Raw genomic sequence first — 25322 nt, forward strand, 5'->3', positions numbered from 1 at the left:
CCGCTTGCGGCCCATGGCTTGCGGCGTGCCGCTGGAGGTCTGCCATGAGTCTGGAAAACCTTTCCTGCCAGAAAAGCTTCGGCGGCTGGCATAAACGCTACAAGCATCATTCCCGGGTGCTGGGCTGTGACATGGTGTTCGCCGTGTATTTGCCGCCCCAGGCCGAACAGGGCGGCAAGCTGCCGGTGCTTTACTGGTTGTCCGGCCTGACCTGTACCGACGAGAACTTCATGCACAAGGCCGGGGCTCAACGCATGGCTGCCGAGCTGGGCTTGATCATCGTCGCTCCGGATACCAGCCCGCGTGGCCCCGGCGTGCCCGGTGACCCGGACGGTGCCTGGGATTTCGGTCTGGGTGCCGGGTTCTACCTGAACGCGACGCAGGAGCCCTGGGCCCAGCATTACCGGATGCACGATTATGTGGTGAACGAGCTGCCGGAGCTGGTGGAGGCGCATTTTCCCGCTTCGCACAAGCGTGGGATCAGCGGGCACTCCATGGGCGGTCACGGGGCATTGGTGTGCGCGCTGCGTAATCCGGGGCGCTATCAGTCGGTTTCGGCCTTCGCTCCCATCAGCAACCCGATGGATTGCCCCTGGGGGCAGAAGGCGTTTTCCCGTTACCTGGGGGAGGAACGCTCACGCTGGCGCGAGTGGGATGCCAGCGTGCTGATCGCCGAAGTCACCGAGAAGCTGCCGTTGCTGGTGGATCAGGGGGATCGTGACGACTTCCTTGCCGGTCAGCTCAAGCCTGAAGTGCTGCAGCAAGCGGCAAAGAATGCCGGGCATGAGCTGACGTTGCGGATGCAGCCGGGGTACGACCACAGCTACTTCTTTATCGCCAGTTTCATAGACGACCACTTGCAGCACCATGCACGTGCTCTTAACGCCTAATACCTGCCAAAGCAGGTAGAATCACGCCCTGACTTTTTCGGGGCGTTTTTTTATGCGTATTGGCCACGGCTACGATGTGCACCGTTTCGCTGAGGGCGACTTCATCACGTTGGGGGGGGTGCGTATTGCCCACCATTTCGGGCTGCTCGCGCACTCCGATGGTGATGTGCTGTTACACGCACTCAGTGATGCCCTTCTGGGCGCTGCCGCGCTGGGTGATATCGGCAAGCACTTTCCGGACACCGATCCGCAGTTCAAGGGCGCCGACAGCCGTGTCCTGCTGCGTCATGTTGTCGCGCTGATTCATGCCAAGGGCTGGAAGATCGGCAACGTCGACAACACCATCGTCGCCCAGGCACCGAAAATGGCACCTCACATTGAAACCATGCGGGCCTTGATTGCCGAGGACCTGCAGGTCGAGCTGGACCAGGTGAACGTGAAGGCAACCACCACCGAAAAACTCGGCTTTGTCGGCCGCGAGGAAGGCATCGCCGTGCATTCCGTGGCCTTGTTGCAACGCCCATGAATGAACTGCAATTGTTGGGCCCGCGGGCCTATGGCGATGCCCTGGGCAGCGCCGTACTCAAGGCCACTGCCGAAGACTTCCAGGTTGATGAAGTACTCGATATCCCGCTGAGCGGGGAAGGCGAGCATCTGTGGCTGTGGGTGGAAAAACGCGGCTTGAACACCGAGGAAGCGGCGCGGCGGATCGCCAAGGCGGCGGGGGTGTCGTTGCGCACCGTCAGCTATGCCGGGCTCAAGGATCGCCAGGCGCTGACCCGCCAGTGGTTCAGTGTGCAACTGCCGGGCAAGGCCGATCCGGATCTTGGCGCAGCGGAAAATCACACTCTGAAGATCCTCGAGGCCACCCGCCACAAGCGCAAATTGCAGCGTGGGGCCCATGCCGCCAATGGCTTTACCCTGCGTCTGACAGAGCTCAAGGCGGATCAGGCAGCCATCGACGAGCGCCTGAAGAGGATTGCCGCTCAAGGTATTCCCAACTATTTCGGCGCCCAGCGCTTCGGCTACGACGGTGGCAACCTGGCGGACGCCCGTAGCTGGGCTGCCCGCCAGGCGCTGCCGGAGCAGCGCAATGTGCGTTCGCGCCTGTTGTCCACCGCCCGCAGCTACCTGTTCAACCAGGCGCTGGCAGCGCGAGTGGCGGACGGCACTTGGCAGCAGGCGCAAGTGGGCGACTTGCTGGCATTTACCGACAGCCGCAGCTTTTTCATGGCCGGCCCGGATGAATGCACGGATCCGCGCCTGGCAATTCTTGACTTGCATCCCACAGGCCCGTTGTGGGGCGAAGGCGAGTCTCCGGCGGGTGGTGTGGTTCATGAACTTGAACAGCAGATGGCCGACCGCGAGGCGGCACTGTGCGAATGGCTGATAAAAGCCGGCATGAGCCACGAACGACGCATCCTGCGGCTGCCCATTGGCGGTTTGACGTGGCATTATCCCGAGCCTGATATTCTGCAACTGGAATTCGTCCTCCCGGCCGGATGTTTCGCCACCGCCTTGGTGCGTGAACTCGTCGATCTGGTGCCGGTGGGGCAGACGGACAGCTCATGCGCATTCTGATTTCTAACGATGATGGGGTAACTGCACCCGGTATCGCGGCGTTGCACGCTGCGCTGGCGGATTACGCCGAGTGCGTGGTTATCGCTCCGGATCAAGACAAAAGCGGCGCCAGCAGCTCGCTGACGCTCGACCGTCCGTTGCATCCGCACACCCTTGGCAACGGCTTTATCAGCATCAATGGCACCCCCACCGACTGTGTTCACCTGGGGCTCAACGGCCTGCTGGAGCATGACCCGGACATGGTGGTGTCGGGCATCAACCTGGGGGCCAACCTCGGTGATGACGTGCTGTACTCCGGGACGGTCGCCGCTGCATTGGAAGGGCGCTTCCTGCAACGCCCTGCGATCGCCTTTTCGCTGGTCTCGCGCCAGGTGGAGAACCTTGCGACCGCAGCCTATTTCGCGCGCAAGCTGGTGCAAGCCCAGGCCTTGCTGGATTTACCACCACGGACGGTGTTGAACGTGAATATTCCCAACCTGCCGCTTGATCATATTCGGGGCATCCAGTTGACCCGCCTGGGCCATCGCGCCCGTGCTGCGGCACCGATGAAGGTGGTCGACCCCCGCGGCAAGGCGGGTTACTGGATCGCTGCCGCCGGCGACGCCGAGGATGGCGGGCCCGGCACCGACTTTCATGCAGTGATGCAGGGCTACGTGTCTGTCACGCCGCTGCAGCTGGATCGCACCTTCAATGACGCGTTCAGGAGTCTGGATGGCTGGTTGGAGGGGCTGCGCTGATGGCTCGCGAGCAAGACGATCTGCTGCGGCGGGGAATCGGCATGACTTCCCAGCGTACCCGCGAACGCCTGATCCAGCGCCTGTATGACGAGGGGCTGTCCAACCCTCAGGTACTGGAAGTGATTCGGCGCACACCGCGGCATCTGTTTGTCGATGAGGCCCTGGCCCATCGTGCCTATGAAGACACGGCGCTGCCGATCGGCCACAACCAGACCATCTCCCAGCCTTATATGGTGGCCCGCATGAGTGAGCTGCTGCTGGCGGCCGGGCCGCTGGACAAGGTACTGGAGATCGGCACCGGTTCGGGCTACCAGACTGCGGTGTTGTCGCAGCTGGTGGAGCGGGTGTTTTCGGTGGAGCGGATCAAGGTCCTGCAAGACCGGGCCAAGGAGCGCCTGCAGGAATTGAACCTGCGCAACGTCGTATTTCGCTGGGGCGACGGCTGGGAAGGCTGGCCGGCGCTGGCGCCCTATAACGGCATCATCGTCACTGCCGTCGCCACCGATATCCCCCAGGCCCTGCTCGATCAACTCGCGCCTGGCGGGCGCCTGGTGATTCCGGTGGGGGCAGGGGAGGTGCAGCAGTTGATGCTGATCATCCGTGAAGAACAGGGCTTTGCCCGGCACGTCCTGGGGGCGGTGCGTTTTGTGCCGTTGCTCAATGGTCCCCTGGCCTGAAGGCATTTATCAGGCTGGGGTGAATTCTGTCTGGCGGGCTGTGTCTTAGTGCCGTATCGATCGTCAATGAGTGATACGACGGTCAGAGGCAGGTTCTTGCGGCTGTCCTTGTGCTGGGCCAGCGGTAAAGCGCCTGTGTCCAGTTATACTTGCGTCACTTCACGCCTGAGTCAGGCAATCTATATCGTCAACCACCACAAAGGGAGCGGCGGGTGAGTCTCACAGTCATTGCGCAGCGTATAGGTACAACAAGCTTTCAGCGACTGATGATTGGCCTTGCCTTGAGTTCCTTGTTGGTCGGTTGCTCCAGCACCAAATCCAGCAGCGTGGGGGTGGTCGAGCGCAGTAACACTGTTGCGCCGCAGCGCCCTACGGTGACCACCGGGCAGTACGCGGTGCGTCGCGGAGACACCTTGTTTTCCATTGCCTTCCGCTATGGCTGGGACTACAAGGCGCTGGCCGCTCGCAACAACATCGCCGAGCCTTACACCATCCATCCCGGGCAGGTCATTCGCTTTGACGGCCGCACTGGCACTACGCCGGCGACGGTTGTTACCAGCACCCAGTCCAGTGCCTCTTCCTCCAGCAAGACCACGGTCATTCGTCGCCCGGCAGGCACCACGACAACGCCTGCAACTGCCACCACCACCAACCCGGCGAGCAAGCCGGCGCCTGCTCCGGCTACCCCCGCGGGCCCCGCTCCTACGGGTTGGGGATGGCCTTCGAACGGTGTTCTGATTGGAAAATTTTCTTCAAACGGTAGTTTGAATAAAGGCATTGATATCGCCGGAGATTTGGGACAGCCTGTTTTAGCTGCGTCTGATGGGACGGTGGTTTACGCCGGGAGTGGCTTAAGGGGCTACGGCGAATTAGTCATCATCAAACACAACGAAACCTACGTCAGTGCTTACGGCCACAACCGCAAGCTATTGGTTCGGGAGGGACAGCAGGTCAAAGTCGGACAGACAATTGCCGAGATGGGATCAACTGGTACAGACCGGGTGAAACTGCACTTTGAGATTCGCCGACAAGGTAAACCTGTAGATCCGCTGCAATTCCTGCCACGTCGTTGATCCGTTACCAGCCTGTTCCGCTCACGTAGAGGGAACAGGCTCCAGCGTTGCCAGGGATAAAGGCGCCGCTTGAGCCTGAGGTCGAACTCACCAAAGGACTATAACAATGGCTCTCAGTAAAGAAGTGCCGGAGTTTGACATCGACGATGAGGTTCTCCTTATGGAGAGCAGCATCGATATGGATTCGATGTCGAATAATGAGGGGGCAACTCCACCTTCCGTTCGCACCAAATCCAAAAGCTCCGCTTCATTAAAGCAACACAAATACATTGATTACACGCGTGCACTCGATGCCACGCAGCTGTACCTCAATGAAATCGGTTTTTCTCCATTGCTCTCCCCCGAAGAGGAAGTGCACTTTGCGCGGTTGTCGCAAAGTGGTGATCCGGCCGGGCGCAAGCGCATGATTGAAAGCAACTTGCGGCTGGTGGTGAAAATCGCCCGGCGCTATGTCAATCGTGGCCTGTCGCTGCTGGATCTGATCGAAGAGGGCAACCTCGGGCTGATCCGAGCGGTGGAGAAGTTCGATCCGGAACGCGGCTTCCGCTTCTCGACCTATGCCACCTGGTGGATTCGTCAGACCATCGAGCGGGCCATCATGAATCAGACCCGGACCATCCGGTTGCCGATCCATGTGGTCAAAGAACTCAACGTCTACTTGCGCGCCGCCCGTGAGTTGACGCAAAAACTCGATCATGAACCCTCCCCCGAAGAAATCGCCAACCTGCTGGAGAAGCCGGTGGCCGAAGTCAAACGCATGCTCGGCCTGAACGAGCGGGTTTCTTCGGTTGATGTCTCCCTGGGCCCGGATTCGGACAAGACCCTGCTGGATACCCTGACCGACGACCGTCCGACAGATCCTTGTGAGCTGTTGCAGGACGACGATCTGTCACAAAGTATCGATCAGTGGCTTTCCGAATTGACCGAGAAGCAGCGTGAAGTGGTAGTGCGACGTTTCGGCCTGCGAGGACACGAGAGCAGCACCCTTGAAGATGTGGGCCTGGAGATCGGTCTGACCCGTGAGCGGGTTCGGCAGATCCAGGTTGAAGGGCTCAAGCGCCTTCGGGAAATTCTCGAGAAGAATGGATTGTCCAGTGAGTCGCTGTTTCAGTAGCCACTGGATCGATTCACAAGAGCCCCGATCGACTCGGGGCTTTTTATTGCACGCAGCTTGTGGTTTTGAATGGGCTATTGCCAGAGAAGTTGGCTTAACTCTCAACCGTCATGTAAGCCAAAGATTACTTTTTCGTACGCATTCGGTTCTCGGCTACTTCTGCGTTGTCTAGTTTTGCGTAGGCTGTTTTTTATATTATTGATTTATATAATATTTTTTATGAGTGGCTATGAGTTTCGACCAAGTTTCACACGAATAGTGCGATTGCTCTTGCCGGGGAACTCTCTAATATCAGCCCTGTGTCGACGGATAGACACAGCCATCAAGGACGATGGTCAGGACATCGCAGGAAGCGATTCATCAGGACGATGAAAAGGAACACAGGGACTAGGGAAAAATGTGGGCGGGTCATACCGCCCCTTTTTTTCGTCTGTCGAAAAGTCCCGCCGGAGTTTCCTTGCCCCAGAAACGCAAAAAGGCCCGCAAGGGGCCTTTGGGAACGCAGCTGCAATCAGCGTTCGAGATCCTTGATCTTGCCTTTGACGCCATCCCACTCTTCGGCATCCGGCAACGGATCTTTCTTTTCAGTGATGTTCGGCCAGATCTCTGCCAGCTCGACGTTCAACTGAATGAATTCTTGCATCTCTTCCGGGACTTCATCCTCGGAGAAAATCGCTACAGCGGGGCATTCAGGCTCACACAGTGCGCAATCAATGCACTCATCCGGGTGAATCACCAGGAAGTTCGGGCCTTCGTAAAAGCAGTCCACCGGACAGACTTCTACGCAGTCGGTGTACTTGCACTTGATGCAGTTGTCGGTGACGACGAAGGTCATTTCTAATTCTCTCCTCAGGCGGCGGCAGCGGAGCCCCTACATGACGGGGTCGCCAGGTTTGGGAGCGATAGTCTGCGCAACCAGGCTAATAGTCCGCAGCATCCCAAACCGCGCGAGATTCTAACAGCTTGAAGGCGTTCGCGTTAGATGCGTGTCTTCAATGTATAGAGCATTTCCAGCGCTCGGCGTGGCGTCATGTCATCCAGATCCAGCTTGGCCAGGTCGTCGAGCACCGGGTGCGGCAGGCTGGCGAACATGTCGCTTTGTTGCGGAACCGAGGGTTTGCCCGGCGCTTGAGGCGCCACTTCATGGGGCAAACTGGTGGTTTCCAGGCGGCTCAAGTGCTCCCGGGCGCGGGTGATGACTGCGCTGGGAACCCCGGCCAGCTGGGCTACCGCCAGCCCATAGCTCTGGCTGGCTGGGCCTGGAAGGACATGGTGCAGGAACACAATGCGCTCATTGTGCTCGGTGGCATTGAGGTGCACGTTGGCCACCAGCGGCTCGCTTTCCGGCAGTACCGTCAGTTCGAAATAGTGGGTGGCGAACAGGGTATAGGCGCGCAGGTGGGCGAGACGTTCTGCCGCAGCCCAGGCCAGGGAAAGTCCGTCAAAGGTGCTGGTACCGCGTCCCACTTCGTCCATCAGCACCAGGCTGCGTTCCGTTGCGTTGTGCAGGATGTTCGCGGTTTCGCTCATTTCCACCATGAAGGTCGAACGGCCGCCGGCCAGGTCGTCGCTGGAGCCGATACGGGTGAAGATCCGGTCCACCAGGGACAGCTCGCAGCTAGCCGCCGGGACGAAGCTGCCGATATGGGCCAGCAGCACGATCAGGGCCGTCTGGCGCATATAGGTGGATTTACCGCCCATGTTCGGACCGGTGATCACCAGCATCCGCGTGTTGTCGTCCAGGCTCAGGTCGTTGGCCACGAAAGGCGTGGTCAACACTTGCTCCACCACTGGGTGACGACCCTGGGTGATGCGCATGCAAGGTTCGCTGACAAAACGTGGGCAGTTGAGGTCCAGGTTCAAGGCGCGCTCGGCCAGGTTGCTCAACACGTCCAGCTCAGCCAGGGCACCAGCGGTATCCTGCAACGTCGGCAAATGGCTGATCAGGGTTTCCAGCAGCGCGTCGTAGAGCATCTTCTCCCGGGCCAGGGCACGGCTCTTGGCCGATAGCGCCTTGTCTTCGAACTCCTTGAGTTCCGGAGTGATGAAGCGCTCGGCGCCTTTCAATGTCTGGCGGCGAATGTAGTCCGCCGGGGCCTGTTCGGCCTGCTTGCTTGGCAGCTCGATGAAATAGCCATGGATACGGTTGTAGCCGACCTTGAGGTTGGCCAGGCCGGTACGGGCTTTCTCGCGGGCTTCCAGGTCAATCAGGAACTGTCCGGCGTTCTCGCTCAGCGACTGCAGCTCGTCGAGCTCGGCGTCGTAGCCGGTCTTGAGTACACCGCCGTCACGGATCACCGCCGGCGGGTTGTCGATGATGGCCTTGGCCAGCAGAGCGGCCAGCTCCGGGTAGGTGCTGGTGGTGGCAGCCAGCTGATTGAGGTGAGTGGCCTCCAGCTCGGTCATGGCTTCTTGCAGCTCGGGCAGTGCAGCCAGGGCATCACGTAGACGGGCCAAGTCCCGCGGACGAGCATTGCGCAGGCCGATTCGCGCCAGAATCCGCTCGATATCGCCGATTTCCTTCAACTGCGGTTGCAGCCGTTCGAAACGGTAGCCGTCCAGCAGGCAAGTAATAGAGGACTGGCGCGCTTCCAGCACCTTGAGGTCGCGCAGCGGGCGGTTCAGCCAGCGGGTCAGCAAACGGCTGCCCATGGCGGTCTGGCAGCGGTCGACCACCGATTGCAGGGTGTTGTCGCGCCCGCCCGCTAGGTTGGTGTCCAGTTCCAGGTTGCGACGGCTGGCACCGTCCAACACCACGGTGTCATCCAGGCGCTCATGACGCAGGCTGCGCAGGTGGGGCAGGGCGGTACGCTGGGTTTCCTTGGCATAGCTGAGCAGGCAACCGGCGGCGCCGATGGCCAGGGTCAGGGTTTCGCAGCCAAAGCCCTTGAGGTCCTGGGTAGAGAACTGCTGGCAGAGGCTCTTGTGCGCCGAGTCCCGCTCGAAATCCCAGGGGGCACGGCGTCGCACACCGCGGCGTTTTTCCGCCGGCAAGCCTTGTGGCCAGTCATCGGGGATCAGCAGCTCCACTGGATTGATGCGTTCCAACTCGGCCAGCAGGTTCTCCCAGCCCTTGATTTCCAGGACGCTGAAGTTGCCGCTGGTGATGTCCAGCACCGCCAGGCCGAACAGGCGCTCGTCGCCCAGCACGGCGGCGATCAGGTTGTCGCGGCGCTCATCCAGCAGAGCCTCGTCACTCACGGTGCCTGGCGTGATGATACGCACCACCTGGCGCTCCACCGGGCCCTTGCTGGTTGCCGGGTCCCCCACCTGTTCGCAGATCACCACCGACTCGCCGAGCTTTACCAGCTTGGCCAGGTAGCCCTCGGCGGCGTGGTAAGGAATACCGCACATGGGAATCGCCTGGCCGGCCGACTGCCCGCGCGCCGTCAGGGTGATGTCCAGCAGCTTGGCGGCCTTCTTCGCGTCTTCATAGAAGATCTCGTAGAAGTCGCCCATGCGGTAGAACATCAACTGATCAGGGTGCTGGTTCTTGAGGCGCCAGTACTGCTGCATCATCGGCGTGTGGGAGGACAGATCGGAGGTATTTTTACTCATTGGTATTCAGGCGGATTCGTTGAATGGGTGAAGCAAAGGAGCGCTGGGCTCGGCTTTTTGCAGATGGCGGCAAGGTTACCATGGGTGCCCCGGCCTCGCAGGCACCAAGGCGCTCCTGTGGTTGTCCGGTAAATGCATTACATATATGCAAATCAGCATTTGTCATTGCGCAAAAGATCAAGCAATATGCGTTCTATGCAAATACGCAACGTTTCTACTGTCTTAAGAGAGCTGCTGGATCGTGACGGAATCTCCCCCACGGAGCTTCACCGTCGCACCGGTGTGCCTCAATCCACCCTCTCGCGGATTCTCAGCGGGAAGATCGTCGATCCTTCGGATAAGCACATCTCGCGGATCGCCGAATACTTCCAGGTGAGCACCGACCAGTTGCGTGGGCGCGTGGATATCGCGCCTGCCCGGGCTGCTGCCCCCCGTGACGAGATTCATTCGGAACTCAAGGACATAAGCCTGTGGGACGACGATACCCCTGTCGATGACGACGAGGTGTCGGTTCCTTTTCTGCGTGAGGTTGAATTGGCTGCTGGATCAGGAAGATTCGTCATCGAGGAAAGCGAGCGCGCCAGCCTGCGCTTCGGCAAGCGCAGCCTGCGGCACAACGGCGTGCAGTTCGACCAGGCCAAGTGCGTCACGGTGCGTGGCAACAGCATGTTGCCGGTGCTGCGGGACGGCGCCACGGTGGGCGTCAATGCCGGCAAATGCGCAATTGGCGACATCGTTGATGGCGACCTCTACGCGATCAACCACAACGGCCAATTGCGGGTGAAGCAGCTGTATCGCCTACCTACAGGGATCCGCCTGCGCAGCTTCAACCGCGATGAACACCCGGATGAGGACTACAGCTTCCAGGAGATCCAGGAAGAGCAGATCAGCATCCTCGGTCACGTCTTCTGGTGGGGCATGTACGCTCGCTAAGCCAGCCCTCTTGAACAAAGCCCGCCCTTGAGCGGGCTTTTTTTTGCCCGCGAAAAATCCCCAGCCCTTTGTTTATGCGCCTTCCATGCATTCCAGCAAATCCTGTGCATAAATAAATGCATTTACGCATTGACTGCATATGCATGAATGCATAATATGAGCCTCAAGCCGCGCAACAGCGGCTGCAAAGACGCTCTTTAGTGGCAAAGCAAAGGCAGCGATGAACCGGCCTCGACGGTTCAGAGGGTTGGCAACTGGCCCGGGTGTGCAGCGTAAAGCACCAGAAGCAGTTATCCGGCGGACAGGGTCGCGGTCGGAGGAACAATTTGAATGGGTCCGTACCGCACCAGTAGTGCCGAAAGACCAAGGTTTGCATTACTGAAAAGCCCGGGCGACCGGGCTTTTTGGAATGCCTGCCTAACGTGGGCCACCAACAGACAGGGACCCTTTGAAACATCGTTATCAGCCTTCTATCAACCGGCCATTTCGCTGGCCTCAATCCGCACGGGAGACGTGAATGACAAACGAGCAACAAGCGTTGCTGGACATGCCGATCTGGCTGGTCATCGTCCTGGCCCTGGTCGGTGGCGTTTCCGGCGAAATGTGGCGCGCCGACAAGGAGGGCGCCCGTGGCTGGTCGCTGCTGCGGCGCCTGGCGCTGCGCTCCGGGGCCTGCGTGGTCTGTGGGGTCTCGGCGATCATGCTGCTGTATGCCGCCGGCGTGTCGATCTGGACCGCCTGCGCCTTCGGTTGCCTGACCGCCATGGCCGGCGCCGACGTCGCCATCGGCCTTTATGAGCGCTGGGCGGCCAAGCGCATCGGGGTATGCGAACCGCCTTCCCGGGATTCCCATTCGGACCAGCCTTGATTCACCGGGCGGCTACCGCCCTCAACACGGTCGTGCGCCCCGGGCTTTCGCCGCCGGGGCCGCTTCGGCCTGATTCTGGAAGCAGACAATGAGCGTACTGACGCAGCTACCCGAGGCCATCACGTCCACGATCAAGACGGCCATGCCGCATCTGCACAAGGTCGAGGCATTTCCCGAGACCGTTGATGGCTGCGCCGAGACAGCGATCTACTTTGCAATCACCGGCATGGACCCGGGAGCTGATCCGGGCGACGGCCGTAGTTGCCTGCGGGCGACCTTCGAGGCCCGGGTGCGGGTTGACCCGAGCCTTGCGCAAGCCTCCTTGCAGGCGGTTGTTCTGGCAGCGCAGCTCATGGACCTGCTGCGTTGCCAGTACTGGAATCTTGATTCTGTCGATAGTGCGAAGGCGGTGTGGGCCAAACCAGCCGGCACGGCCGTGGATTCGGCGCCGAAAACCGAGTGGACCGTGCAATGGCAGCAGTCCATCTACCTGGGCCAGGAACAATGGCCCTGGCCCGATCAACCCCGGGAACACTGGTATTGGGTTTCAGCCCCGACACCGGCCCCGGTCACGAGGGGCACTATCAGGCGCCGGAGCAGATGTCGTGAATTACGTCACCGCAACTCACGACCGAATGCTTTCTGGCCTGATCCTGCCTTGCGCTGTGGTCGGCGTGGACCTTGCCGCGGGCAGACTGCGGGTATCCGATGGCGCGGGCTGGACCAGCGCCTGGGTTCGCTGGCACAGCCAGGCCGCCGGCAAGGCCCGGCACTGGCGGGCGCCGAGCCTGGGGGAGCAGGGCGTACTGATCAGCCCCAGTGGCGAGCCGGCGCAGGGCACCTTCGTTCCCGGCCTATATGGCGATGCCGGTGCCCAGCCGGATAACCGCGAGCACGTCGAGGTCTGGCGCTTCGATGATGGCGGCTCGCTGGTCTACGACTGGCAGGCCAAGAGCTACAGCATCTCCCTGCCCAGCGGCACGGTGACGATTCAGGTCGGCACCAGTTCGGTCTTGGTGACGGACAGCAGCATTACCGGCAACGCCGACAGCATCACCCTGACGGGGGCAATCACCTTGAATGGCGAGGTGCAAATCAACGGTGCGAGCTTGAAGCACAACGGGGTGAATGTCGGCTCGACCCACATCCATCCAGCCGTGATGCCCGGCCCCGGAGCAACCGCTCCACCGCAGTGACGCCTTGGCGATCAACGCCGGCCACCCAACCTACAACCCCGATAAACCCGATCAATCTGCCGAATGCGGATTTTTTGTACCCGGAGAAAAGCATGGCAATCCCGAAAAAAAAGGCCGGCCGCACGGCCAACAGTGGCGCTGCGGTCTTTCGCGACACCCTCTACACCTCGCGCATTCTGATCCTGGCGGATGGCCGCGCGCTGTCGGTGGCCCAGGGCGAGGTATCGGTACCGGTCAGCGACACCCTCGCCCGAGACTACCTGGAGCAGCACCCGGACTTTCAGTTGCAGGAGTAACACGATGATCGGAATGGATCGCCGTACCGGCTTGCCGCTGTCCGGCATCGAGCATTTGCGGCAGTCCATCGAGGACATCCTGACCACGCCCTTGGGCAGCCGGCGGATGCTTCCTGAATACGGCAGCAACCTGCGCCGTTATGTCGACTTGCCGGTGACCGGTGGCTGGAAAAGCGCGGTTCAGGCAGAAGTCGCCCGGGCGCTGTTGCGCTGGGAGCCCCGCTTGAAGCTGGAGCGGGTAAAGGTTGTAGCGGTGGTGGAGGGCCAGGTCAGTTTCCAACTGACGGGCCGCTACCTGGGTAATGACGCGGTTTTGGAGGTGACGGCATGAGCATGCTGGATTTATCGGCACTGCCGGCGCCGCAGGTGCTGGAAACCCTGGATTTTGAAGCGCTGTATCAGGGCAAGCTGGCGACCTTTCGCCGCTATATGGGCGACAACTGGACGGCCAATCTGGAAAGCGATCCGGTCACCAAGCAACTGGAGCTGTCGGCCTACGGCGACATGCTGTTGCGGGCCCGGGTCAACGATGCGGCCAAGGCGCTGCTGCTGGCCCATGCCCAAGGCACGGACCTGGATCAGTTGGCCGCCAACGTCAACCTGCAGCGCCTGGTGATCCAGGCCGGTGACCTGCAAGCGGTACCGCCTGTGGCGCAGGTCAAGGAAGCCGACGACGCACTGCGCGAGCGTGTCCAACTGGCCTATGAAGGCCTGACCACCGCCGGGCCACGCAACAGCTACATCCTGCATGCCCGCAATGCCTCGGCCCGGGTGGCGGACGCCGAGGCCGAAAGCCCGTCACCGGCCTGCGTCACGGTTACGGTGATGAGCCTGGAAGGTGACGGCGCAGCGGCGCCGGAACTGCTGGCGACGGTCGCCGCGGCCCTCAATGACGAGGACGTGCGACCGCTGGGGGATCGGGTCACGGTGAACAGCGCCCAGATACTGCCGTATCGCATCGACGCGGTGCTGCACATGAAAGGGCCGGGCCCGGAAAGCGATGCCGCCCTGGCAGAGGCCGAGCGCAAGCTGGCCGCCTGGGTCAACCCACGCCGGCGCCTGGGCATCGAGGTGGCGCGTTCAGCCATAGATGCCCAGCTGCATGTGGCCGGCGTGGCTCGGGTTGAACTGCGGGGTTGGCAGGACATAGTCCCGAGCAAGGCCCAGGCCGCGTATTGCACCGGCTACAGCGTTACCTTGGGGAGCTGATATGACCAGCCTGCTGCCAAGCAACAGCACACTCTTGGAACGCGCCCTGGAGGCGACCAACAGCAGCGACACCGCCACCATGTTGCGCACCCTGTACAACCCCTCGACCTGCCCGGTGCACCTGCTGCCACAGCTGGCCTGGGCCTGGTCGGTGGATCGCTGGGACCCGCGCTGGAGCGAGACGGTCAAGCGCAATGCCATTCGCGCCTCGTTCTTCATCCATGCCCGCAAGGGCACCATCGGCGCTTTGCGCCGTGTGGTGGAACCGCTGGGCTACCTGATTGAAGTGGTCGAGTGGTGGCAGATGGCTCCCGAAGGCGAGCCAGCCACCTTTGCCCTGAAAGTCGGGGTGCTGGATACCGGCATCACCGAACAGATGTACCAGGAACTGACCCGGCTGATCGATGACGCCAGGCCGGTGAGCCGGCACATGACGGGCCTTGCCATCAGCCTGGAAACCTCCGGTGTCATCGGTTACGGCGCTTATGTGGACCAGGGTGAAGTACTCGACGTTTACCCCCCGACCCCTCGCGATATTGAAGTGATCGGCCGTTACGGCCAGGTCATGTGCATTGATGAAACAGACACCCTGGATGTGTACTCATGATCGATTCCAACAGTCAGTTCTTCGCCATCCTCACTGCGGTGGGCGAGGCGAAACAGGCCAACGCCACTGCCCTGGGCACGCCCTGGACCTTCAAGGAAATGGCTATCGGCGATGCCAACGGCACCGACCCCATCCCGAACAGAACCCAGACCAAGCTGATCAACGAATGGCGACGTGCCCCGGTCAATCAGGTGCGTACTGATCCGGCCAACCCCAACATCATCATCACCGAACAGGTGATTCCGCCTGATGTCGGCGGGCGCTGGATCCGTGAAATCGGCCTGCTCGACGCAGACGGCGACCTGGTGGCGGTGGCCAACTGCGCACCAAGCTTCAAGCCCCTGCTGGCCCAGGGTACCGGCAAGACCCAGGTCATCCGCATGAACTTCATCGTCGCCAACACTGCGCAGATCGTGTTGAAGATCGACCCGGCGGTGGTGCTGGCGACTCGTCAATATGTGGATGACTCCCTGGTGGCAGCCCTTCCGGCGGATAAGGTTGCCGGCGCTTATCGGCAAGTCACTATCGATAAGCGAGGCATAGTTGTCAGTGGCACCAACCCCACAACGCTATCCGGTTATGGCATTGCTGATGCATTTACCAAGTCAGAGACCAGTTCAGCCATACAGCTTTCAAAGGAGAGCATCGTAGCGGCGGCGCCTGTTGCACTCGACACACTAAAAAAGCTGGCTGGCGCAGTGGGCGATGACCCTGGCTTTTCAACGACAGTGACGAATGCGCTTGCCGGCAAAGCAGTAAAAGCCACCACTCTCGGTGGATATGGGATTACAGACGGGGTAACAAAAACTGACCTGGCGAGCGCAGTCAGCAATTTGCTTCCCACAACGGGTGGACGGTTGACGGGATCGGTATTGCTGTCGAGTGACAATAACGACTCGCCGGAGTTTGGCTGGGTGACGCCCACCTGTGACGCTCGCATGGATGTTCTAAATAACAACGTGAGGGTTTTTGCAAGTTATGGCGGTGAAACGTCAACACCGCTTCTTTTGAGTCTTGCCGACAGGACCGCCACCGTCTTTGGCAACTTGCTATGGAATGCTGGCAACTTTGACCCGACGCGAAAAGCAGACAAAGCGACCACGCTTGCAGGATATGGCATCACTGATGCTTTACCGGCGAATCGGCTGATCTACTCTCCAAATGCCCCTAAACCCACTGAGGGGGCGGTCGGTACGCTTTGGCTGCAATACGAGGAGCCATGATGAACTTCCACGTAAAACTGGATGGCGGTTACCGGCCTGGTGTCATGCCTTATGTAAAGCTTGCAGACGGCTGGCGAGAGGGTGCGGAACTGTTCATCAAAACCGAAAGTGGGTGGCGCACGGTCTGGCGGCGAACGTTTGTGTTTATCAACACGGTGGAGCGAGCAGGTGCGAGCATTTTTGAGCTCATGGGCAGTCCCGCCAGAGCCCGGAATTATCTCTTTATCAATCGCGCGATGATCTACGGCGGTGGCGCTGGATACTCACTGAGAACGGGTGTATTTCCCCCAGGCTCCACACTGAAAATCATCAATGAACACTACATCCGTGGTGCGGGCGGCGCGGGGGCTTATCCTCCTCGCCCTTTGCCAGGCGCTACAGCCTTTGTTCTGGATTACCCAGCAACGTTGGACAACCGTAACGGGTACATTTTCGGTGGCGGCGGGGGCGGTGGGGATGCCTATTGGCCCAACGTACTGCACACCGGCGGTGGCGGCGGCGCGGGGCGTCCTGGTGGCGTGGGTGGAGGGATGTATCAAGTCTCGACTTACGGCTATGGCTATCCAGCGGCCGGCACTTTGGATGCTGGCGGCGCTGGCGGCTGGTACACCGCCGGGTGGAATGGTGGTGCCGGCGGAGCACCGGGCAGCCCTGGTGTCGGCTCGTCCAATCCCGCTGGTGCTGGCGGTTATTCGATTGAGAAAAATGGCAACAACTTGATCTTTGAAGCGGGCAACAGCCCTGATCGAGTAAAGGGGAATATCTTGTGAATGGATTTAAAGTTCTCTCTGTGTCGGCGACCGCTGGCACCATGCTTGTCGACTGGGGCGATGTAACGCTGAACCACTACATACCCCAGGAGATTCTGACCACCCCCGACATCGATGCCGTGGCCTTGGCCCAAGTCATCGAGAGTATGCGCCCAGCTCCAGCTGTCGCCTTGGAGTTGCCTCAAGCACTCCAGGCAATGGTTGAACCTTCCAGCCTTGGAGACGATGAGCGACTCTGGCGTGCCGCGCAGTTGACGACGGTGACCTGGCTGCGCGATCGCCATTACGATCAGCTTGAAATGAAGGTATCCACCAATCTTTCGGAGCAGCAGTTCAACGAGCTTCTGATGTACATGCAATCCCTACGCGACTGGCCCCAATCCCCGCACTTCCCACAAACCGAACACCGCCCGGCAGCTCCATCCTGGATCGCCGAACAAACCCGATAAACGCCCCGCACCGCCGGGGCGTTTTCTTTCCCGCTTCCCACTAATCAATCATCCCTACGAGCCCCCTTCACCCGGGGCTTTTTCATGTCTGGAGTTTATCCATGAGTGGTTTTTTCCACGGCGTTACTGTCACCAACGTCGACACCGGCGCACGCACCATCTCGCTGCCCACGTCTTCGATCATCGGCCTGGTGGATACCTTCACCGAAGGCCCTGACTTCAGCGCCAAGGCCAACGACCTGCTGCTGATCACCAACGAGCGTGAGGCTATCGCGGCCTGGGGCCCGGATGCGGCCATCACCAAGGCCTGCCAGGCCATCTACCAGCGGGCCAAGGCGGTGATCGTCGCTTGCGGCGTGGCCAAGGTGGCGGATGCGGCCGAGCAGACCTCGGCGATCATCGGCGGGGTGCTGGCCGACGGCAAGCGTACCGGCCTGCAAGCCTTGCTGGATGGCAAGAGCCGTTTCAACGCCCAGCCGCGGTTGCTGGTGACCCCCAAGCACAGTTCGACCCAGGCGGTCGGTACTGCGCTGGTGGCCCTGGCCGACAAGCTGCGTGGCCTGGCGATCATCGATGGCCCCAACAGCACCGACGAAGCGGCCATGGCGTATGCCAAGCACTTCGGCGCCAAGCGCGCCTACATGGTCGACCCGGGCATTCAGTACTGGGACAACGGCGCCAGCGCCACCGTCGATGCGCCGGCTTCGGCCTGGGTCGCGGGCCTGTTTGCCTGGACCGACAACGAGTACGGCTTCTGGGCCTCGCCGTCGAACAAGGAGTTTGTCGGCATCACCGGCACTGCGCGTGCCATCGAGTTCCTGGACGGCGATGAAACCTGCCGCGCCAACCTGCTGAACAACGCCAACATCACAACCATCATTCGTGATGAAGGTTTCCGCCTGTGGGGCAACCGCACGCTGTCCAGCGATCCGAAGTGGGCCTTTGTCACCCGGGTACGGACCATGGACATCGTCATGGACGCGATCCTCTACGGCCACAAATGGGCAGTGGACCGCTCGATCACCGCGACCTACGTCAAGGACGTTACCGAGAGCCTGCAGGCGTTCATGCGTGATCTGAAGAACCAGGGCGCGATCATCAATTTCGAGGTCTACGCCGACGCCGAACTCAACACTGCCAGCCAGCTGGAGCAGGGCAAGGTGTACTGGAACATCCGCTTCACCGACGTGCCACCGGCCGAAAACCCCAACTTCCGCGTCGAGGTCACCAACCAGTGGCTGACCGAAGTCCTCGAACACACCGCTTAAGGAGCAGCAGCAATGGCAATGATTCCCGAAACCCTGGCGAACATGAACCTGTTCGTCGATGGCATCAGCTTTCAAGGCGACGTGCCGAGCCTGACCCTGCCCAAGTTGACCCTCAAGACCGAGGAACATCGGGTCGGCGGCATGGATGTGCCCGTCGAGCTGGACATGGGCATGGAAAAACAGGAAGCCGGCTTCACCACCACCGGTGTGCGCCGCGAGTCGCTGAAGATGTTCGGCCTGGCCGATGGCAGCGGTTTCAACGGCGTGTTCCGTGGCGCCTTCAAGGGCCTCAAGGGCAAGGTCACGCCGGTGATCGTGACCCTGCGCGGCTTGCTCAAGGAAGTCGACATGGGCGATTGGAAATCCGGCGACAAGGCCGAGGTCAAGCACAACGTGGCCCTGACCTACTACAAGCTGGAAGTCGATGGTCGCTTGATCTACGAGATCGATGCCCTGGGCATGAAGCGCGTGATCAACGGCGTCGACCAACTGGCCGCGCAACGTTCTGCCCTGGGCCTGTAAGGAAACCACCAGCATGACTCAAGCAATCAACAAGACCCCGGCGTGGATGACCCTGAGCGCGGAAAACGTCGTGATCAGCCTTAGCAAGCCGGTGGAGATGAACGGCGTGGTCTGCGACAAGGTCACCTTGCGCGCCCCCACCGTGCGTGATGTGCGTGCGGCCAACTCCGGGGCTGCCGGCGATGATGAACAGCGCGAACTGATGCTGTTCGCCAGCCTGGCGCAAATCAGTGCCAAGGATCTGGAGGGCATGGCGCTCAAGGACTATCAGCGCCTGCAGGCCGGCTATTTTCGCCTGGTGCAAGACGACGAGCTTTGACCCTGCGGTGATGAAGATGGCGGCGAAGCGGCTCGCCAGCGAGCTGCATTTCGCCGCCGAGGAAATCATGACCATGAGGTTTTCCGACATGGTCTGGTGGCTCACGGATTGAGCCCGTCACCCAAGGAGCAGGAGAAGCAGATGGCGAACAAGCTGGAATCAGGGCTGGTGGTGGTGGGTACCGCCCTCAGTTCGACGTGGGACGCCGCCTTCAAGACGGTGGAAGGCCGGATCAAGCAACTGGAGCAGCAGGGCAGCAAGGCCCGGGTACTGGAAAAGACCATTGGCCAGACCCTGCGCCTGCAGGATGAATGGAAAAAGGCCCATGACACCGGTGCTGCATCTGCCGCCGGGCTGTTGCGCCGGTTGGAACAGAGCCGTGATGGCCTGCGCCAGCAAGGTGTGCAGGTACATAAACTGCGTCAGGAATATCAGGCGCTGGGTAAGGTGGCCCGGGGCTCCGCTCTGCAGGCCCGGGGGCACCAGCAGATCGACCAGGGCAAGGCCGACTTCAAGGCGGCGTATGGCTTGGCCAAGGACGGGGTCGGCAAGCTGGCCATTCCGGTCAAGATCAATGCCGACTATCAGGCGCTGATCCGTGACATCGCTATCAAGGCCGGTGTGGCCAATCAACCTCAGGAAGCGCAGCTGAGCCGCAGCGTCGTTCAGACTTCACGGAATACGGGAATGGCCCGCAACGAGGTGGCGGCTCTGGTGGGGCAGATGACTGCCAAGGGCATGTCGCTGGACAAGGCGCAAGGTTACGCGGGGCTTGCGGCCAGGTTCGCGGTGGGGCAGGGCGCGGGTATCGAAGATACGTCGAACCTGATGCGGGCCCTTGAGCTGAAGGCCGGGATCAGCGACCCCAAGGTCATGGAGCAGGCCCTGGAGGCCATCGCCTTGCAGGGGCAGGCGGGCAATTTCGAGGCCGCCGACATGGCGCGCTTGCTCCCGGCGCTGCTCGAGAGCGCGAGCGGGGAGGGGCTCACCGGCATGGATGCGGTGAGCCAGCTGGGCTCGATGCTGCAAGTGCAGATGAACACCGCGGGCGGTGCTGATCAGGCCGCCGGTCAACTGCAGAACTGGATCGAGAAAATCGGTTCCAGTGAGGCGGTCAAGGCTTACGAAGATGCCGGCATTGATTATCAGGCGTCGCTGAACACCGGTATCCAGAAGGGTATGTCGAGCCTGGAGGCGAGCTTTGCCCTGGCCATGCGCTATGTCAGGGCCATCGACCCGGCCAAGGCCGCGAAGATGGCCGAGGCCCAGGCGCAGATCAGCAAGGAAACCGATCCGGCGAAGGCCAAGTCCATGCTCGAGGCTCTGGAAGAGTCCCTGCGTACCGGTGACCTGTTCACCGATATGCAGATCAAGGCGGCCTTGCTGGCTCACACCCAGGGCCGGCAGCAATACGAGCAACTGAAGAAGGACTCGTTGAGTGCTTCGGGGGTTATCGACAAGAACCTGGCCGAGCGTCGGCAAGCCTCCGCCCAGCTGTGGAAGGAAACCGCGCAGGCGGTCGACGGTGGCATGCTTGCCGTGGGGAAGGCCCTGCAACCGGCCACGGATCTGGTGGCCCAAAGCATCACGCTGGTGGTCGGCAAGCTGACCGAACTGGCGGAGAAGGCACCCTCATTGGTACTGGGGGTGACTGCCCTGGGCGCCGCTTATGTCGCGGTGAAAAAGCTGATGGCTGTCTACACCATTGGCAAGGGCCTGCTGAATGTCGCTCGAGGTTCACTGCAGGTTGGCCGCAAAATGGCGAAGCGCTCCTCTGGTGGCACTGCGAGCGGTATCGACTGTTGTGCGCCCATGCTCGATTGCGGCCCGGACAAAAAACGCCGCAAGGGCCGTGGCGGGCGCAAGACGCCCAGGCGCGAGCCTCGTTCGAGGGGCATGGGCAGCAAAGGCTTCAAGAGCCCTTTGACGCCCAGCGGCCTGGAGAGAGTGGCCAGAGGGGCTGCCACCTCTGGTGCCGTAATGAAAGGCGCCGGTTCCCTGGCCAAGGGAGTCGCCCCCTTGCTCAAGGGCGGTGCGATCCTTTCGGTGCTCGGTGCAGGTTTCCAGGTGGCGGACACTTACCTGAATGCCCAGACCCAGGATGAAAAAGCCGAAGGCTACGGCGAGGCGGCGGGCAATCTTGCTGGCGCCGCCGCGGGTGCAGCAGCAGGGGCGGCCATTGGCTCCGTGGTGCCGGTGATCGGCACGGTGATTGGCGGGCTGGTGGGCGGCGCCCTGGGTGCCTGGGGCGGTTCGGCCGCCGGTGGCGCCTTGGGTAAAAAGCTGTTCGGCTCCGACGAGTCGCTCAAGCACTTGCCCGCCGCCGGTCCGCTGATGATGCGCAACGCTGGACAGAACATCCCGCCGGTCATGGGCGATATCGCCAAATCCTTCCAGAAAGGCCAGACGCCCCCGCTGATGGGGCAGGCGGCGCGCTCGATGCTCAGCCCATCGTCGTCTGCTGCGGCGCCGGCCACGATCACCGCGCCGGAGTCGCTCAAACCCCAGGTACCTCCAGTCATCGAGCAGCAGTTCAGCTTCGCGCCCTACTTGTCGATCTCGGTCCAGGGTGATGTGCGCGACCCCGCGCAACTGGCCCGGGAACTGGAACCCCACCTGCGCTGGCAGTTCGACGAGTTCAGCCGCCAGGCTGCCGCTCGCCAGCTGTTCGACGCCGCACACGTTTAAGGAGATCGCATGGCTTACATGGAGCAGCTGCAATCGGGGCTGGGTTCCCTGGTGGCGGCAGCGGAAGCGGGGCGGCGCAGTGCTGATGAAATGCTCGGGCCCATGAACGGTGCCATCAGCGACATCAGCGGCGCCGCCCTGGAGCTTGAAAGCCTGCCCGTTGTCGGGCCGGAGCTGGGCGCCAAACTGCAACGCACGATGCGCAGTATCGGTGCGGCGCAGTCGGTGGTGGGGGAAGTCGCGGCCAAGTACAGCCAGGCAGTGACCGTGGCCGGGCAGATGCAGCAGCGTCTTGGCGCCCTGCAGGAACAGGTGGCCAAGTCCGGCGCGGCAATCAATCGGATCGGCGGGCAGATCAGTCCTTCCCTGGGCAACATCTTCCCGACCGCCGCATTTGCCGAACAGACCACTCCGGCGGCCGAGGCGGTGAAGCCCTTCGCGCACCTGTTGATCCTGCAACCGCTCGGGGCGGGCGCCCAGCCTTACTACTTCAACGTCGATACCGCAGCCTTCGAGGCGCTGCGCCGGCAGAGCGGATTCCGCTGGGCCGGTCAGGAGCGCTTGAGCCGCAGTGTCGCCCAGCAGGCGGTGGGCCAGGGTGAAGAGCGGATCTCTCTCAAAGGCACGGTGTTTCCCGGGTTCAAGGGCGGCCTGGGGCAGTTGCAGACCTTGCGCAGCATCGGGCGGCGCTTGCAGCCGCTGAGCCTGACCACCGGCTACGGCGAAGTGCTGGGCACCTGGTGCCTGACCAGCATCGAGGAAGATCAGAGCCACCTGCTGGCCGGCGGTATCCCGCGCAAACAAGGTTTTTCATTGGAGTTCGTAAGCTATGGCGACGACTTGCAGAACGTCTGACGGGGATCTGCTCGATACCTTGTGTTACCAGTATTACGGCCACCTCAACGGCTGTGTCGAAGCGGTGCTGGACGCCAACCAGGGGTTGGCCGACGAGGTACAGCCGTTTCGCGCCGGGCTGCTGATCCGGTTGCCGGAGCTACCGGCCCGGGCCGAGGCCAGGGTCCAGCTATGGGATTGAGCCCCAACCCCTTTACCCAACCCCGTCGAGCACGGGGTTGGCTTTTTTTCTGGAGTACGGCACATGACCCCAGCGTTTCGCATCGTCGCCGATGGCCGGGACATCACCGCGCAGATCAACGACCGCTTGCTGAGCCTGCGCACCACGGACAAGCCCGGCCTGGAGTCGGATGAATTCGAGCTGCGCATCGATGACCGCGACGGCGCCGTGGCGCTGCCCCGGCGCGGCGCGAGCATTGAAGTGTTCCTCGGTTACGCCGGCCAGGAGCTGACTCGCCTGGGGCGCTACACCGTGGACGAAGTGGTGGTGAACGGGCCGCCCGATACGCTCGAGATCCGTGGCAAGGCCAGCGACATGCGCGGCAGTGGCAAGACCACCCGCAGCGGCAGTTGGGAGAACGTTGCGCTGCAGCTCATCGTCCGTGACCTGGCGGCGCGCAATGGATGGCAGCCGGTCTGCCCGCTCGCCATCAAGGTGCCGCGCATCGATCAGCTCAACGAGTCGGATTTCAACTTCATCACCCGCCTGGCCCGGCAATATGACTGCACCGCCAAGGTGGCCGAAGGCAAGCTGCTGGTGTTGCCCCGCCAGGCCGGACAGAGCGCCAGCGGCAAGGCCCTGGGGGTTGTCACCCTCGGGCGTGGCGATGTCAGCCGCTACCAGTTCCGCCTGAGTGACGGCAGCACCCACAAGGCAGTGCAGACCCGGCACCAGGACCCCAGGAGCGGAAAGCTGCGGGTCATCGACCTGGGGAACGATGGCTCGCCGGATGATTCGCCCGCCGTGCACACCGACCGCCACCTCTACCCGAACCAGTCTGCCGCCGAGCAGGCCGCCAAGGCGCGCCTGGCGGCCTTCAACCGCAGCACCGCCAGCCTGCGCCTGGACCTTGCGGGGCGCACCGATCTGTTCGCCGAGCGAATGATCAATGCCCAGGGCTTCAAGGCCGGGCTCGACGGTGACTATCTGGTGGACTCGGTCGAGCAGTTGTTCACCCAGGCCGGATGGACGACCACGGTCCAGTGCAACGGCGGCAAGCAAGGCAAGGCCAAGGCCAAGGGCAAGCCGCCCCAGGCCCGCAAACCCCTCAGGGTCGAGCAGCTTTGAGCCTTGATCACATTTCCCACTGACGAGGCAACCCGCCCACAGGAGTATTCATGAAACCAGGCATCACCCTGGCGATCCGGCATTTTCTCCGGACCTTGATCGTCGGCTGCAGCTTGCTGCTGGCCGCTGCCGCCCATGCGGCACCCTTTGTCCTGGCCTATACCGACGGCCAGGTCGAAGCGTCCTACAGCAATCTGCAGGCGTTCCACCGCAACCTGTCCGCCGTCGGCCTGGGCAGCACCTACGGCCTGACCGTCACCGGCAAGCTGCATCAGGACGGCATGAACGAAACCACGCAGAACATCATCCGCTTTGCCAAGAGCCAATCCCTGCCGCTGTACCCGACTGTTTCCGACTACAACGAAGACATCGGCGCCTTCGACCCGGCTATTTCCCACTCCATCCTCAACGACCGGGCGTTGAGCGCCGGCACCGTCAAGCAGTTGGTCAAGCTGGCCAAAGAGGGCGGATTTGCTGGCATCAACCTGGACTTCGAGAAGGTCGAACCCAGGAATCGCGCCGCGTTTTGCGCCTACGTCAAAACCCTGGGCAACGCCCTGCATGCCGGCAACAAGAAGCTGATCATCAGCATCCCGCCCAAGCTCAGCGACACCGAGCCTGAGTACCTGCAAGGCTACGACTACAAGGCCCTGGGCGCGGCGGTGGACTACTTCCAGGTGATGACCTACGACCAGGTCGGGCCGGGCTGGAGCAGCGGCGGCTTTCACAATGAAGCCTGGCCCGGCCCCGAATCGGGCTTCGACTGGCAGCAGGCGCTGCTCAGTTACGCCGTTTCCCGAGTCCCGGCGAGCAAGGTCCTGGCGGGGCTGCCCGCTTACGGCCAGGACTACAGCATCGGCAACCGGGTGCACTGGTCGGCCTATCAGGAAATCATTGCCGAGCACCGGGCAGCCACTCATCGGGATGCCGCTTCTGCGACGCCTTATGCCACCTGGGGCCCGGTCAAGAGCTTCGCCGATGGCGTGGAATGGACCCCGGAACGAGCGCAACCCGTGCTCTGGTACGACGATGCCGCCAGCATCAAGACCAAGACCGCCCTGGTCGCCAAGCTGGGCCTGGCCGGCACCAGCGTCTGGGCCATGGGCTATGAAAATGCCGAGTTCTGGGCCGCGCTGCAGTCAGGGCTCAAGGCCAGCAATGAGCTCTTGCCGACCGGGCGGGAGTGACTGGCCGGATGGGC

At 61.7% G+C, this 25322-nt stretch carries 27 protein-coding genes; 25 read left to right on the plus strand and 2 right to left on the minus strand.

Translation table 11 applies throughout. The features are described from left to right. Positions 1–44: 44 nt before the first annotated feature. The 7 genes from fghA (at position 45) to rpoS (ending at position 6072) form a co-directional block, all read left to right on the plus strand. Positions 45–890, plus strand: a complete 846-nt coding sequence (gene fghA / locus KI242_RS06310) for an S-formylglutathione hydrolase (RefSeq protein ID WP_019093198.1) — start codon at positions 45–47, stop codon at positions 888–890. Positions 891–942: 52 nt separating this feature from the next. Further along, the gene (gene ispF, locus KI242_RS06315; protein WP_011059549.1) at positions 943–1416 is read left to right on the plus strand and encodes a 2-C-methyl-D-erythritol 2,4-cyclodiphosphate synthase; all 474 of its coding nucleotides are present in this window, start codon (positions 943–945) and stop codon (positions 1414–1416) included. After that, complete coding sequence (gene truD, locus KI242_RS06320) at positions 1413–2471, plus strand: tRNA pseudouridine(13) synthase TruD (protein ID WP_015634342.1); 1059 nt, start codon at positions 1413–1415, stop codon at positions 2469–2471. Before ispF ends, truD begins: the two co-directional genes overlap by 4 nt. After that, complete coding sequence (gene surE / locus KI242_RS06325) at positions 2459–3208, plus strand: 5'/3'-nucleotidase SurE (protein WP_015634343.1); 750 nt, start codon at positions 2459–2461, stop codon at positions 3206–3208. The genes truD and surE overlap by 13 nt, the downstream gene beginning before the upstream one ends. A 41-nt stretch (positions 3209–3249) precedes the next feature. Continuing rightward, positions 3250–3885, plus strand: a complete 636-nt coding sequence (locus KI242_RS06330; RefSeq protein ID WP_169892832.1) for a protein-L-isoaspartate(D-aspartate) O-methyltransferase — start codon at positions 3250–3252, stop codon at positions 3883–3885. Between the two features lie 212 nt (positions 3886–4097). After that, positions 4098–4958 carry a peptidoglycan DD-metalloendopeptidase family protein gene (locus KI242_RS06335; protein ID WP_011059553.1) on the plus strand — a complete coding sequence of 287 codons (861 nt, stop codon included), beginning with the start codon at positions 4098–4100 and terminating at the stop codon, positions 4956–4958. Between the two features lie 106 nt (positions 4959–5064). Beyond that, the gene (gene rpoS / locus KI242_RS06340) at positions 5065–6072 is read left to right on the plus strand and encodes an RNA polymerase sigma factor RpoS (protein WP_011059554.1); all 1008 of its coding nucleotides are present in this window, start codon (positions 5065–5067) and stop codon (positions 6070–6072) included. A gap of 511 nt (positions 6073–6583) precedes the next feature. Here rpoS and fdxA read toward each other — a convergent pair. Continuing rightward, a complete protein-coding gene (fdxA, locus tag KI242_RS06345; RefSeq protein ID WP_011059555.1) occupies positions 6584–6907 on the minus strand; it encodes a ferredoxin FdxA in 324 nt (107 codons plus the stop codon). A gap of 143 nt (positions 6908–7050) precedes the next feature. Then, on the minus strand, positions 7051–9630 hold the full coding sequence (mutS, locus tag KI242_RS06350; protein WP_212805991.1) for a DNA mismatch repair protein MutS: 2580 nt from the start codon (positions 9628–9630) through the stop codon (positions 7051–7053). Between the two features lie 186 nt (positions 9631–9816). On the opposite strand from mutS, the gene KI242_RS06355 reads away from it, so the two are divergent. The 18 genes from KI242_RS06355 (at position 9817) to KI242_RS06440 (ending at position 25308) form a co-directional block, all read left to right on the plus strand. Next, the gene (locus KI242_RS06355; RefSeq protein ID WP_019093195.1) at positions 9817–10563 is read left to right on the plus strand and encodes an XRE family transcriptional regulator; all 747 of its coding nucleotides are present in this window, start codon (positions 9817–9819) and stop codon (positions 10561–10563) included. Positions 10564–11080: 517 nt separating this feature from the next. Beyond that, positions 11081–11431: a phage holin family protein gene (locus KI242_RS06360; RefSeq protein WP_011059558.1), complete on the plus strand. Its 351-nt coding sequence runs from the start codon at positions 11081–11083 to the stop codon at positions 11429–11431. A 605-nt stretch (positions 11432–12036) separates the two neighbouring features. After that, complete coding sequence (locus KI242_RS06365) at positions 12037–12627, plus strand: phage baseplate assembly protein V (RefSeq protein ID WP_041751979.1); 591 nt, start codon at positions 12037–12039, stop codon at positions 12625–12627. A gap of 92 nt (positions 12628–12719) precedes the next feature. Further along, positions 12720–12923 carry a hypothetical protein gene (locus tag KI242_RS06370; protein WP_015634348.1) on the plus strand — a complete coding sequence of 68 codons (204 nt, stop codon included), beginning with the start codon at positions 12720–12722 and terminating at the stop codon, positions 12921–12923. 4 nt (positions 12924–12927) lie between these two features. Next, positions 12928–13254, plus strand: coding sequence for a GPW/gp25 family protein (locus KI242_RS06375; protein ID WP_015634349.1), 327 nt, complete (start codon positions 12928–12930; stop codon positions 13252–13254). Next, a complete protein-coding gene (locus tag KI242_RS06380; RefSeq protein WP_053149296.1) occupies positions 13251–14132 on the plus strand; it encodes a baseplate J/gp47 family protein in 882 nt (293 codons plus the stop codon). Before KI242_RS06375 ends, KI242_RS06380 begins: the two co-directional genes overlap by 4 nt. Before the next feature lies 1 nt (position 14133). Then, entirely contained in the window at positions 14134–14739 is a 606-nt protein-coding gene (locus tag KI242_RS06385; protein ID WP_183001393.1) for a phage tail protein I, read from the plus strand. After that, positions 14736–15962 carry a phage tail protein gene (locus KI242_RS06390; RefSeq protein ID WP_015634352.1) on the plus strand — a complete coding sequence of 409 codons (1227 nt, stop codon included), beginning with the start codon at positions 14736–14738 and terminating at the stop codon, positions 15960–15962. Before KI242_RS06385 ends, KI242_RS06390 begins: the two co-directional genes overlap by 4 nt. Then, positions 15962–16732, plus strand: a complete 771-nt coding sequence (locus KI242_RS06395) for a hypothetical protein (protein WP_134532553.1) — start codon at positions 15962–15964, stop codon at positions 16730–16732. Before KI242_RS06390 ends, KI242_RS06395 begins: the two co-directional genes overlap by 1 nt. After that, positions 16729–17181: a phage tail assembly chaperone gene (locus KI242_RS06400; RefSeq protein WP_141323252.1), complete on the plus strand. Its 453-nt coding sequence runs from the start codon at positions 16729–16731 to the stop codon at positions 17179–17181. The genes KI242_RS06395 and KI242_RS06400 overlap by 4 nt, the downstream gene beginning before the upstream one ends. Before the next feature lie 101 nt (positions 17182–17282). After that, on the plus strand, positions 17283–18449 hold the full coding sequence (locus KI242_RS06405; RefSeq protein WP_212805992.1) for a phage tail sheath family protein: 1167 nt from the start codon (positions 17283–17285) through the stop codon (positions 18447–18449). A 12-nt stretch (positions 18450–18461) separates the two neighbouring features. Continuing rightward, on the plus strand, positions 18462–18971 hold the full coding sequence (locus KI242_RS06410; RefSeq protein WP_015634355.1) for a phage major tail tube protein: 510 nt from the start codon (positions 18462–18464) through the stop codon (positions 18969–18971). Positions 18972–18984: 13 nt separating this feature from the next. Continuing rightward, complete coding sequence (locus KI242_RS06415) at positions 18985–19290, plus strand: phage tail assembly protein (RefSeq protein ID WP_053156568.1); 306 nt, start codon at positions 18985–18987, stop codon at positions 19288–19290. 141 nt (positions 19291–19431) lie between these two features. After that, complete coding sequence (locus KI242_RS06420; protein WP_072451153.1) at positions 19432–21978, plus strand: phage tail tape measure protein; 2547 nt, start codon at positions 19432–19434, stop codon at positions 21976–21978. Between the two features lie 9 nt (positions 21979–21987). Continuing rightward, on the plus strand, positions 21988–22833 hold the full coding sequence (locus tag KI242_RS06425) for a phage tail protein (protein ID WP_053156573.1): 846 nt from the start codon (positions 21988–21990) through the stop codon (positions 22831–22833). Beyond that, the gene (locus KI242_RS06430; protein WP_015634359.1) at positions 22808–23014 is read left to right on the plus strand and encodes a tail protein X; all 207 of its coding nucleotides are present in this window, start codon (positions 22808–22810) and stop codon (positions 23012–23014) included. Before KI242_RS06425 ends, KI242_RS06430 begins: the two co-directional genes overlap by 26 nt. Positions 23015–23077: 63 nt before the next feature. Next, entirely contained in the window at positions 23078–24121 is a 1044-nt protein-coding gene (locus KI242_RS06435) for a contractile injection system protein, VgrG/Pvc8 family (RefSeq protein ID WP_053156574.1), read from the plus strand. Between the two features lie 50 nt (positions 24122–24171). Next, entirely contained in the window at positions 24172–25308 is a 1137-nt protein-coding gene (locus tag KI242_RS06440; RefSeq protein ID WP_212805993.1) for a glycosyl hydrolase family 18 protein, read from the plus strand. The last annotated feature ends 14 nt before the right edge of the window (positions 25309–25322 follow it).

It is taken from the genome of Pseudomonas sp. Eqa60 (genome assembly GCF_018326405.1).
GTDB classification, from domain to species: Bacteria; Pseudomonadota; Gammaproteobacteria; order Pseudomonadales; family Pseudomonadaceae; genus Aquipseudomonas; species Aquipseudomonas protegens.